Source organism: Sulfuriflexus sp., assembly GCF_032250955.1.
Classification (GTDB): domain Bacteria; phylum Pseudomonadota; class Gammaproteobacteria; order AKS1; family AKS1; genus Sulfuriflexus.
On record NZ_JAVVES010000072.1, the window covers coordinates 1 to 12,100 of the forward strand.

The 12,100-nt window shown below is 57.9% G+C and carries 11 protein-coding genes; 2 read left to right on the forward strand and 9 right to left on the reverse strand.

What is annotated here, in order from left to right; translation table 11 throughout:
* Positions 1–107 precede the first annotated feature (107 nt).
* Both RQ738_RS11590 and RQ738_RS11595 read left to right on the forward strand, forming a co-directional pair.
* Positions 108–539: a hypothetical protein gene (locus RQ738_RS11590; RefSeq protein ID WP_314165378.1), complete on the forward strand. Its 432-nt coding sequence runs from the start codon at positions 108–110 to the stop codon at positions 537–539.
* A 109-nt stretch (positions 540–648) separates the two neighbouring features.
* The gene (locus tag RQ738_RS11595) at positions 649–2,055 is read left to right on the forward strand and encodes an MBL fold metallo-hydrolase (RefSeq protein WP_314165379.1); all 1,407 of its coding nucleotides are present in this window, start codon (positions 649–651) and stop codon (positions 2,053–2,055) included.
* Between the two features lie 15 nt (positions 2,056–2,070).
* Here the strand turns inward: RQ738_RS11595 and fdhF are convergent, their stop codons facing one another.
* From fdhF to RQ738_RS11640, 9 genes are all read right to left on the reverse strand, one after another.
* Positions 2,071–4,770 (reverse strand): formate dehydrogenase subunit alpha, encoded by a 2,700-nt coding sequence (gene fdhF, locus RQ738_RS11600; RefSeq protein WP_314165380.1) that lies wholly within the window; start codon positions 4,768–4,770, stop codon positions 2,071–2,073.
* On the reverse strand, positions 4,767–6,380 hold the full coding sequence (locus tag RQ738_RS11605) for an NADH-ubiquinone oxidoreductase-F iron-sulfur binding region domain-containing protein (RefSeq protein WP_314165381.1): 1,614 nt from the start codon (positions 6,378–6,380) through the stop codon (positions 4,767–4,769). The genes fdhF and RQ738_RS11605 overlap by 4 nt, the downstream gene beginning before the upstream one ends.
* A 34-nt stretch (positions 6,381–6,414) precedes the next feature.
* Positions 6,415–7,257: a formate/nitrite transporter family protein gene (locus tag RQ738_RS11610; RefSeq protein ID WP_314165383.1), complete on the reverse strand. Its 843-nt coding sequence runs from the start codon at positions 7,255–7,257 to the stop codon at positions 6,415–6,417.
* An 84-nt stretch (positions 7,258–7,341) separates the two neighbouring features.
* Positions 7,342–8,262, reverse strand: a complete 921-nt coding sequence (locus RQ738_RS11615; protein WP_314165385.1) for an AEC family transporter — start codon at positions 8,260–8,262, stop codon at positions 7,342–7,344.
* Positions 8,263–8,283: 21 nt separating this feature from the next.
* On the reverse strand, positions 8,284–9,468 hold the full coding sequence (locus tag RQ738_RS11620) for an NAD(P)/FAD-dependent oxidoreductase (protein ID WP_314165386.1): 1,185 nt from the start codon (positions 9,466–9,468) through the stop codon (positions 8,284–8,286).
* A 286-nt stretch (positions 9,469–9,754) separates the two neighbouring features.
* Positions 9,755–10,213, reverse strand: coding sequence for a hypothetical protein (locus RQ738_RS11625; RefSeq protein ID WP_314165387.1), 459 nt, complete (start codon positions 10,211–10,213; stop codon positions 9,755–9,757).
* Positions 10,214–10,423: 210 nt separating this feature from the next.
* Positions 10,424–11,182, reverse strand: coding sequence for a SprT family zinc-dependent metalloprotease (locus RQ738_RS11630; protein WP_314165388.1), 759 nt, complete (start codon positions 11,180–11,182; stop codon positions 10,424–10,426).
* Positions 11,179–11,745, reverse strand: coding sequence for an elongation factor P-like protein YeiP (gene yeiP, locus RQ738_RS11635; RefSeq protein WP_314165389.1), 567 nt, complete (start codon positions 11,743–11,745; stop codon positions 11,179–11,181). The genes RQ738_RS11630 and yeiP overlap by 4 nt, the downstream gene beginning before the upstream one ends.
* Before the next feature lie 13 nt (positions 11,746–11,758).
* Positions 11,759–12,100 (reverse strand): hypothetical protein (locus RQ738_RS11640; RefSeq protein ID WP_314165390.1); only part of this gene is annotated, 342 nt, incomplete at its 5' end.

Genomic DNA, 12,100 nt, shown 5'->3' on the forward strand with positions numbered 1-12,100 from the left:
CGCATCAATCAACCTGGTTACCTTATTTTCTTGAAGCTTACTGCTTGTCAGGCTTATGTTAACGGGACAGCAGTGATAAATATTATATTCGTCAGGAACATCTTTATATGCATCATTTACATCACCTGCTGGCCCGTCTGCTTCTTTCGATAGCCTGCCTCGGTCTTGCTGTCCCCGCGGCAGTGGCTGGTACTGATATTCGCTGGTTACCGGTGACCGACAGCCACGGGCTTACCGTGAATATGCCTCGCATTGACCACGATGTCCTGTCAATGCACCTGCGCGAACTGCAAAACCGTCTCGAAGGGGATCAACTTTCTCTCGGCAAACGTGTCGAACAGACGCGTATGAAGGGCAAGTCTACTATCCTGGCGGCTATTCTGCCGGGAGGGCTGATATACACCGCCTACAAAAAGACTGTCCATCACCGTGCCGTCACTGAATACGAACAGCTCGAAACACAGCTGGCCGAACTCGACCAGGACCTGGCGAACTTCAGGGCCGACAACAGCACGCTTGCGCTGTCCCGTCTACGCTGATAAATCCCGTCTCCCCTGCAGGGAGGAAGCCCGCTGCATTTACTTATAGCTGCCACCTGCGTCAGATAAGTACTATAGTCTGATGGTGCAGGATACAAGGAGACAGCAGATGGCCAACCTGACGTTTATCGGTGCGACCCGGCAAGTAACCGGGTCCTGTTATCTGCTGGAGACCGGGACCTCGACCATTCTGCTTGAATGCGGCATGTACCAGGGTAGCCCCGAGGTCGAACGACAAAACCGGCAAGGCTTCCCGTTCGATATACAACAACTCGATGCTGTCGTCATTTCCCACACCCACCTTGATCATTGTGGCCTGCTCCCCCGCCTGGTCAGGGAAGGTTATCGCGGCCCGATTTACATGACCCCGGCCACCCATGACCTCCTTGAGGTCATGCTGAGAGACGCCGCCTATCTCGAAGAGAAGGACACCGAATGGGAAAACCGGCAACGCCTGCGCGCCGGCAAGCAGCTTATCGAGCCTCTTTATACAGAAATGGATGTCGACGAGACACTCGGTTTACGTGAAGTGCTGGCTTACGGTGAAAAACTATCTATCGCCACTGATATTATCCTCACTTATCATGATGCCGGTCATATCCTCGGCTCGGCGATCGTCGAAATACAGCATGGCAAAGGGGCCGCGAAAAAGACCCTGGTGTTCTCCGGTGACCTGGGCAATAGCAACACCGCCTTGCTGGATAGCCCGGCTGTCATCCAGCATGCTGATACGCTGTTACTCGAGTCCACGTATGGCGATCGGCAACACCGCTCCCTGCCGGCAACCCTGGAGGAGTTACGCGCTGTCCTGCACACGGCCATGGACGAAGGCGGCAATGTCCTGATCCCGTCGTTTACCATCGGCCGCAGCCAGGAGATCCTGTTCTGGCTGGGCAAGTTTTACCGTGACGGCCAGCTCAAACAACAAAAGGTATTCCTCGACAGCCCGATGGCCATTGCCGCCAGTGATATCTACCGCAAACACCTGCATCTATTCAATGATACGGATGCGCGGGCCTTCCGCGACACGATCCAGGATGGCTGGGATGCCTGGCTGCCACCCCTGACGTTTACCCGCAGCCCGGAGGAGTCGATGCAGATAAACAAAATCAGCGGCGGCTCCATCATTATCGCCGGCAGCGGTATGTGCACCGGCGGGCGTATCCGTCATCACCTGAAAAACAACCTCTGGCGCAATAATACACACGTCGTTATTGTCGGCTTCCAGGCCCAGGGGACGACCGGACGCGCCCTGGTGGACGGCGCCGGGCGCATCAGTATCTTTGGCAAGGAGATCGCCGTGAATGCGGCTATCCATACCCTCAACGGTTTCTCTGCGCACGCCGATCAGCAACAACTGCTCGATTGGGCCGGGCAACTGGCCGCGCCGCGGCCTGACCTGTATCTCGTGCATGGCGAACTGGAAGAAATGCTGACGCTGCAGAAAAGGTTTCACCAGCAGCATGACTGGTATGCAAACATTCCCCGCCCGGGTGAAAGGATCGAGCTCAACTGAGCACGGCGAGCGCGGCTACTTTTCGATCGCCACCGCGACCACTTTGAACTCGGGCGTATCAGCATCCAGGTCCAGTACCCCGCTGGTCAGGTGGTTAATGGCAATCTCCGGAAAGTGAAAGGTGGTAAAGAGGACGCCGGGCCGGACTTCATCGCTCAACCGGGCGCGCAGACGCGTCCGACCCTGCTTCGAACGCAAGCCGATTTCCTGCTCATCAATAATCCCGTAAGCGGCGGCATCCAGCGGGTTGATTAACAACTCATCACGGTCGAGCAAATCAATATTCGGGGTACGCCGGGTCATGGAACCACAATTGTAATGTTCCAGGCGTCGGCCGGTGGTGAGAATGAACGGGTACTCGTCGGCGTCCCCTTCCAGTAACTGTGGAGTCTCGACAAAATCCGTGAAGGTGAATTTCCCCTTGCCGCGTTTGAATGTCTCACGGTGCAGGATCTGCGTGTCCTGGCCATCCTTGCTGACCGGCCACTGTTTGCCGTTTTCGCCGAGATTGTCCCAGCGAATACCGGCGAAGAACGGCACCACACGCGCAATCTCCGTCAGGTGCAGAGCCGGGTCATAACCAGCTTGCGCATAGCCCATGCGGTTCATGATATCGACCATGATCTGGCCATCCGGACGAGTGCCCTCAAGTGGCGGGATGACCTGGTTGACGCGCTGCACCCGCCGCTCGCCATTGGTAAAGGTGCCGCTTTTCTCCAGGTGTGAAGCGGCCGGCAGCACCACATCCGCGAGGCTGGCCGTTTCCGTCATGAACAATTCCTGCACGACGAGGAACTCTACCTCGCTGAGGGCATGCCGGACATGGCAGTAATCCGGGTCGGTTTGCAGGATATCCTCACCCATGATCCACAGGGCCTTGAGGTCGCCGTTACTCGCGGCGTTGAGCATGCCGGGCGTCGTCAGGCCCTTTTCGGCAGGCACAGGGTGACCGTATTCACGCTCATAATGCGCTCGTACAGCCGGATCGGTGACATCCAGGTAGCCCGCGCCCTGGTTTGGCTGCACACCCATATCGGCGGCACCCTGTACATTGTTCTGTCCGCGCAGGGGATTCACGCCGACACCGGGGCGACCAATATTGCCCGTCATCATTGCCAGCGCGGCCACCAGCATAACGCCACGACTGCCCTGGTAATGCTCGGTGAGGCCCAGGCCGTGGAAGGACATGGCATTGTGCGCCCGGCCATAAAGCAGGGCGGCCTCGCGCACCTTGTCACGCGCGACCCCGGTAACCTGTTCCAGCTTGTCCATATCAATCGCCAGGGCCGACTCGCGGAAGTCGGCAAAACCCTCGGTGCGCTGCCCGACAAATTCTTCATCGACGAGGCCTTCCTTGATCACGTAATAGATCAGCATATCCAGCAAAGCGACATTCGTGCCGGGACGTAGCTGCAGATGCACCGTGGCATAACGGGTCAGCTCAATCCGGCGCGGGTCTATCACGATCAGGGGCACACCCTTCATGGCGCGTTGCTGCATCTTCGCCCCGGTCACCGGGTGGGCCTCGGTGCTGTTGGCACCGATGACCAGCAGGCAGTCCGCCAGGGGGATCTCGGCAATGGAATTGGTGGCCGCGCCGGTGCCGAAGCTTTGCTGCATACCGAAAGCGGTCGGCGCATGACAGACCCGCGCGCAACCGTCGATATTATTATTGCCGATCACCACGCGCATGAACTTCTGCATGAGGAAATTTTCTTCGTTGGTGCAGCGCGAAGAAGAAATACCGGCAATCGCCTGCACCCCGTGCGTCTGCCTGATACCGTCCAGGCGTGCCGCGATATGGTCGAGTGCCTCGTCCCAGCTGACCGCCTGCAATTCGCCGTTCTTGCGCAGCAGCGGGCTGCGCAGACGGTCGGGGTGATTGTAATAGGCGAAGGCATAGCGGCCCTTCACACAGGCGTGGCCCTGGTTGACCTCGGCATCGTCGGCCGTATCGATGGCCCTGACTTCACCGTCCTTGAGCAGCACCTCCAGGTTGCAGCCGACGCCGCAATAGGTGCAGACGGTACGCACGCGCCGGTCTTCCATAAACGTCTTGGTACGGTAGCGATCCGAGAGTGCGTTGGTCGGACAGGTCTGCACGCAGGCGCCGCAGGCTACGCACTCCGACTCCTTGAAGCTCTGGTCCAGCGAGACAATGACACGGCTGTCATGACCGCGACCGAGCATGGACAAGACCAGCTGCCCCTGGATCTCGTCGCAGGCACGGATGCAGCGGTAACAGTAAATACATTCATTCGTGTCGAAATGGATATAGGGATGGGTCTTGTCAACACTGGCCGCTTTCCTGTCAGTCGGAAATCGTGAGCTGCTGATACCGAGCTGTTGCACGAGTGTCTGGAATGCGGTCGGTTTCTCGCCCGGCAGTGGCTGCAAGGCAGTGGCCGGATAATCACTCAGCAGCAGCTCCATGATCGAGCGGCGTAATTTTTCAATCCGCGGCGTGTCGGTGTAGATATATTGTTCCGCTTCCACCCGGGTATGGCACGCGGCCTTGACGCGCCGTGGGGCGACGGCCGACATGGCCACATCGACACTGCACAGGCGGCAGTTACCAAAGGGTTCAAGGGCATCGTCATTGCACAGCACCGGGATGGCCCCTGCGCCGAGATGCCGGCTCACGAAGGTATAGATAGTCTCCCCTGCTGCCAGCGGGTAAGCCTTGCCGTTTATATACGCGTTGGGTGCGCTCATGTGTCTGCGACCTCGCTGAAGTAATCATGCAACTCTGTGGCGAAATAAGTAAGGATATTCCGCACCGGCAGCGGCAGCGCAGAGCCCAGTCCGCAAAGCGAACCATACTCGAGCGCCTCCAGCAGATCGGTAAAGGCGGCGCTGTCCAGTGGTTGTGTCTTTGAGGCCGCCGTCAGCATCGTATGTGCCTTGCGTGTGCCCAGTCGACACGGCAGGCACTTGCCGCAGGACTCGGCCGCCATATAGGCGAACAGGTGGCGCAGAAAATCGATCATGGGAAAGCTTTCAGGGATGCTGACGATGCCGGCGTGACCCAGTTCAAACCCGGCCGCGGCAAAGGACTCGCAGTCCAGGGTCAGCCCGGCAATCCTGTCGATGGGCACCACCCCGCCCAGGGGGCCGCCCACCTGGACAGCCTTCATTGGCCAGCGAAAACCGCCGCCGTATTCCTCGATCACCTGCCGCAGCGGGGTACCCATTGCCACTTCGTGCACGCCCGGCTGATTGAAACCGTAATCAAGGCACACCAGCTTGGTGCCGGTGCTCTGTGCCGTGCCCATGGCGGCAAAGGCCGCACCGCCGTGCTCAAGTATCCACGGCACCGCGGCAAAGGTTTCCACATTGCTTAACAGGGTTGGCTGGCCAAAGAGGCCCGCCTGTGTCGGGTAAGGGGGGCGGGTCCGCACCTCGGGACGCAAGCCCTCTATCGAATTGAGCAGCGCGGTTTCCTCGCCACAGATATAGGCACCGGCCCCGCGCACGATGCGAAACCGGAACCTGCTCGTCGCTGCGGCAGGGGTTTGTTCAAACGCCGCAATCGCTTCGGCGATACGCCGCTGGGCAAGGGGATACTCGGCGCGGATATAAACAAAACCGGTATCGGCGCCCGTGGCCAGCCCCGCTGCGAGCATGCCGGCGAGCACCCTGTGCGGCTGTTCCTCGAGCAAATAGCGATCCGAGAAGGCACCGGGGTCGCCTTCATCGGCATTACAGACCACGTACTTTTGCGTGCCCGCTGCGGCGGTGCAACCGGCCAGTTTATCGGCAAACGGGAAACCGGCACCGCCGCGGCCGCGCAGGTTCGAGCGTGACAACTGTTCCTGGATGTCTGCCGGTGCCTGTAAAACCTGTTGGTAATAATCGTCAATCGCAGTGACCGGCGCGGCGAACAGGGGCTGGTCTATGTGGGCGAAATAGGGAAACTCAATGCTGTCGAGCGATGCCCCCGGCCTGTACTCGTCATCGTAGGTTTGCTCGCCTTCCTGGAAAGACCCCGCACGGTAGCAATGGCCCAGGCACGTCGCCTCGCCGATTTCATCGTCTTTATACCGCGCCGCGAGTCCCGCGCGCACCTCGTCCTGCTTGCCCGCCAGCAGGCAACAGGTGCCGTTACACACATAGGCGCGCTTGTTGAGGTTCTCCACCTGCAAAAAATCATAAAAGGAACTCGCGCCAAGCAGTGAGGCACGGGAAACGAGTCGCTCTTCGGCCAGCTCGCGTAACTGTTGCGAGAGCGGCATGCTGGTATTTTCCACTGCCTCGGCCAGGGCCTGAAACAAGGTCTGGCCTTCCACGTGACGGGCACTGAGACTGCGAAGATTCTTGGACATAACGCTCCATCCACGCCTGTTTTCAACAGGCTGATTATTCCGTTCGGCGCAAATAGATAAACCAGTACACTACTCCGACAAACAGGCCGCCGCCAATCATGTTGCCAATCGTGACCGGCAGCAGGTTGTTCACCAGAAAGCCGTATACGTTTAACCCGCTGACATCGATTGCCTGGCCGGCTGACTGCATCGCTGGCATGAGAACATTTGCGTCATCGGCCAGCAACAGGCCAGCAGGGATAAAATACATGTTCGCCACCGAGTGCTCGAAACCAAGGGCCACAAAAGCGGTTATCGGAAACAGGATGGCGAGGATCTTGTCAGTCACCGAGTGGCCGGCATAGCACAGCCAGATAGCGAGACAAACGAGGATATTGCACAGGATACCCCGCACCAGCGCCTCGCTGAATGACAGGTTGACCTTGTGGTTGGCGATCATGACCACCTTCGCGGCCAATCCATCGATGGCCCAGTGACCGCTAAAATAAACAAGCGCCACCATGAACAAGGCGCCGGCAAAGTTCCCGATATAGACAATGCCCCAGTTGCGCAGAAGTTGCGATATCGTGATCTTGTGATGGGCGTAGGCCATGACGATCAGGTTATTGCCGGTAAAGAGTTCGGCACCGCCAACGACCACGAGGATAAGCCCCAGGCAAAACACCAGCCCGCCGAGCAGGCGGCCAGTGACGATGCCCAGGGCAGGGTCATGAACGACAAAGGTATAAAAGATTGCCCCCAGGGCGATAAAGGCGCCGGCGAGCGCCGCGAGGACAAACATCGATGTGCAGTCCAGTGCCGCCTTGCCACAGCCCGCTGTTTCCACCCGCACGGCCATTTCAGCCGGGGTATATGCGTCGAAATCAAAATGACTCATTAATTTCCATCCTTCTTTCCATGTTAGGGCATAAATCAGACCCCGGCTATTGAGTATAAGACCTATATGCAGCCGCGGCGGATATCAGGCGCTCAACCAGGCAAACCAGAGTGGCAGGGTAACCATGCTCAAGGCTGTGGTCACCGTCACTGCCGCGGCATACAGGCCGACATCGAGCTTGAAGCGATCGCACAAGACCAGGCCCAGCACCATACTCGGCATGGCCGCCTCCATGACCACCGCGGCGCGTAACTCGCCACTCATGCCCAGGCTGCCTGCCACGAACATAACAATCAGTGGTACCAGCAACAAGCGCACGACCACCACCGGCACCAGGCTCGGCAGCAATCGCCAGCGCGAGCGACTCCACTCCAGACTCAGGCCGAGGGAGAACAGCATCAGCGGGACCACACCTCGTTCCAGCAAGGTCAGCAGTCCATCGAGCACCGAGGGCAAAGGCACGTCAGCCACATTCAGGGCCACCGCGGCGAGCGCCGCCCACATGGCCGGGATGCGCAACAGGCCCCGGTAGATCGCGCCCGTGTTTTCATCACTGGCCCCGAGACGGGCCGCGACCAGTACGCCAACCGTGAACAACAGTGGCGTACAGGCAAACAGGTCATATTGAATCGCCACCCCCCGGGCCCAGGGTCCGAAGGTGGCCTCCAGTACCGGCAGACCGAGATAGGTCGCGTTCGGAAAGGTGATGGCCAGAATGACCGCGCCGGCCTCGGCCGAGGAATTCCTGCACAGGCGACAGGAGAGAAAACCGATAGCCAGGCCGGCGAAGATACCCACTGCCGCCGCGGTCGCGATAAGAACCGAGCTCTCACCGAGTTCCGCCTTCCACAGCACTGACAGCACGAGCGCGGGTAATAACAGGTAATAGACCAACGCGGTCAGCACCGTACGGGTCTCGGCCGGAGCAAGACCGGCCGGGTGCAACCAGCGCCAGCCGACCCCGCAGATTATCAAGCCCGCCATCTGGAAGATTACTTCAAGCATGTCCGTCCCTGAAAGCTGATACTAAACCGACTCGCCGGCCACATAACCGGATGACCAGGCCCATTGGAAATTAAATCCGCCAAGCTGTCCACTGACATCCACTACCTCACCGATAAAATAGAGACCTGGTTGCGTCTTGCTCTCCATGGTCTTCGATGACAGGTCATTCGTATCCACACCGCCCATGGTGACCTCCGCGGTACGATAGCCCTCGGTGCCGGCCGGGGTCAGCTGCCAGTGGTTAACCCTGGTGGCGATCTCGAGCAGGGTCTTGTCGGCAAACTCGGCGAGGGGCTTGTCCGCCAGCGTCGGCCACCAGAGCTGTTCCAGTTCCGTGACCAGTTTCTTCGGTAACTCGGCATGCAGCACGGTTCGCAGCCGGGATTTCGACTGTTGCTGTTTTGCCCGCAGCAAGAACCCTGCCGCGTCGGTTGCCGGTAACAGGTCGATACTGATCGTTTCACCCTCTGTCCAGTAACTGGATAACTGCAATACGGCCGGGCCACTCAGGCCACGGTGGGTAAACAACAACTGGTCAAGAAAAGAGACCGTCCCGCAAGTCAGGCGGGCGGGCAAGGACAGCCCGGACAGGCGCGCGCTCATTTCTTTCAGCACCCCGGAAAGGGTGAAGGGCACCAGGCCGGCGCTGCGTGGCAGGACCTGCATGCCGTATTGCCGGGCGATCCGGTAGCCGATATCCGAGCCCCCGAGGCTCGGTACCGACAGGCCCCCCGAGGCCACTACCAGTGACTGGCTGTGGAACCGGCCACAGCTGGTTTCGAGACGAAAACCGTGTTGCCCTTCAACCTTGTCGAGTTCGCAACGCGTGATGATCTCGACACCGGCCTGCTCGCATTCATCGAGCAGCATGGCCAGGATCTGTTTCGAGGAGTCATCACAGAACAACTGGCCCTGGTCTTTTTCATGATAGGCGATGCCGTGTTTCTCAACCAGCGCAATAAAATCCCACTGGCTGTAGCGGCTCAGGGCGGATTTACAGAAGTGCGGATTGTGCGAGAGATAATTAGCCGGTTCGGTATACAGGTTCGTAAAGTTACAGCGGCCGCCGCCCGACATGAGAATCTTCTTGCCGACCTTGTTGGCGCGCTCCAGCACCAGCACCTGCTTGCCACGTTGGCCGGCGGTCATTGCGCACATCAGGCCTGCCGCACCGGCACCAATAATGATTACATCATAGGATTTCATCAACTAATCCAGGCATAAAAGCCCGCTTCTGCCAATTGATTCAGGTTCTACAACAAGCGAAGGGAGCAGGTTAAAGAAGGTTGCCACTTCAAAACGACGAGTCCGTTCCGACAGTAACTGTTTCACCGCAAAGGACACGAAGGTACGCGAAGTTGGTGGGGCAGATTTTACTTTGCGAAACTTCGCGTCCTTTGCGGTAAATAACAATCCAAAAAAAAATGCCAGTCAGTTGAACTGACTGGCATTCCGCCCTTGCGGGGACTTTTTTGCAGCCGTAAGGTGCCGGTTAAGCGGCCTTCTTGGCGCGTTTTTTCCTACGGGCCTTTTTCTTTGGCTTGTTCAGCACCTTGTCGGCTTTTTCGATAACCTTGGTGTAGGCATTTACCTGACGCTGTGCGGCCTTCAGTGCGGCCAGTTCTTCTGCATTGGCGCTCTTGGCAACCTTGGCCTTGTCGAGGGCCTTTTTCACATCAGCAATTTCCTTGGTAGTAGATTTAACCGCCTTGCGGGTTTCTGCTGTTGAGTCCTTCTTGTCCTTGTTGGTCGCCGTCTTCTTGCGTTTCATCAGTGTTGCGCGCTTCTTGCTCAGCTTTTTCACTTCGGCGGTCAGCTTCTTGCCGGCCTTGCTGCGAGTATCAACGGCGGCACCTGAATCGCTGTTTGCAGCATTGAGCGCTTCGAGAGCAGAAGCGATTTTCTTGTTTACTGATGCGCTGGTGGCAACTGCTTTTTTTGCTTTTGGCATAATTTTTCCCTTGATTATTTGCGAATTTTTAAGTCGGTGCAGTGACTATAACAAAAACATCAGAATAATCAAAAATTAACGCTAAAAAGATAGCGTCAAATACTTTAGTTTATGGCGCTGCCGACACATTCAACGCAAGGGACTTCGACATGAAAAACAACCGTTGTCTTGCTTATACTTAATCCGGAACAGGCAGCAAGCTAACACGGTTCAGTATCGGTCACTTGTCCAGGCCGGCACGACCCGCCAGGCCTGGCGCATGGCCTGATGAATGTCCTTGTATGCTGACTCCAGTTCCTCCAGCATGGCCCAGAACTGCGGCGAATGATTCAGGTGCCGGGTGTGACACAACTCATGCAGAAAAACATATTCGACATGCCTTTTTTCCAGAAACAGCAGTTGCGCATTAATACTGATCGTCCCGCGTGACGAACAGCTGCCCCAGCGGGTCTTCTGCATCCTCACCCGGGCCTGCTGGTACGGCAACGAGTGCGTGCGGCTCAATGATTCGAGCCAGGGCACGAGCTCAAGATGTGCCTGTTTCAGCAACCAGCGCCGCAGGGCCGCCTGGCACGCCGGCCCGTCCGGGATATTGCCGATTAAACGCAGCCTGCCGTCACGCGTTGTTGCGCTAACCCGGCTGCTGTCACTCTGGATATAGTCCACCGGCCACGTCTGCCCGGTAGCAGGAAATGCGATCGTGGCTGGCAGGTCTTCCCGGGCGTTTCTCGCCTCTGCTGGCGGCAGGTTCTGCAGCGCCCGTTCCAGCCACTCGCGGCGGCTCTTCAGGATGCCCGGCACCTTGCGGTCGTCGAAGCCTTTCGGGATCACCACCTCGAGGCCGTCATGCGGCGTCAGCCGGAGGCGTACATATTTGGCCCGGGCCGAGACCCGGACCCGGTATTCGGGCAAGGGTGCCGCAACCGGCTTCGTTGCCGGGCTGCTGAAGATTTTACTGAACAGGCTCACGCGCGGGAGATGAACTTGCCGTTGCTCGTGTTGACCTTGATGACCTCGCCGTTTTCAAGGTACTCCGGCACCTGTACCTCGAGACCGGTTGTCATGGTGGCGGGTTTGGTCCGGCCGGTAGCCGTCGCGCCCTTGATGCCGGGACTGGTGTCGGCAATGCTCATGCTCACGGCCTGCGGCAGTTCGATGCCGATGATCTCGCCGTCCATAAGCAAGGCCGTGATCCCCTCCATGCCTTCGGTTATATATCCGAGCTGGCCGTCGAGGTCACCTCTGTTGAGGCTGTACTGGCTATAGTCTTCCAGGTTCATGAAGGTATAAAGTTCGCCATCCTGGTAGGAATACTGCACCTTGGCGCGCTGACAATCGGCATCCTTGAGCAGGTCGTCGCCCTTCAGGGACTCGTCGAGTTTCTGGCCGGTCTTGAGGTTGGTAAAGCGCACCTTGTAGAGGGTCGCGGCCCCGCGCGAGGAAGGGCTTTTTGACTCCACTTTTTTGACGGCATGCGGCGCACCGTCAATTTCCACAATCATCCCACGTTTCAAATCACTTGCTTTGGGCACCTTGCCATCCTCGTTATTGCACAACAATCGAGATTATAGCGCATCCGGAAACAAACCGGGGCCGACAACGACGTTTGTTTGCTGCTCGGCAAGGTTCTGCAAGGACAAAGAAATCCGCATATTCAGAAGCCTGTAATTGTTGGGGAAACTCGATAGTTGAATACACCAGCGAATTTTTATCTGGCTGCAGATGTGCCCGCAGCTGGCCCGTCTCATTTTCAAGATGAAAAACAAGCTCTGGCGCGGACGCATCTTCGGTGGCAGTCATATCTTTAATCTTTATCACTGCTGTCCCGTTAATTCCCTCTCCCTTCGGGAGAGGGTTAGGGTGAGGGGATTTAGATTCGATAACACC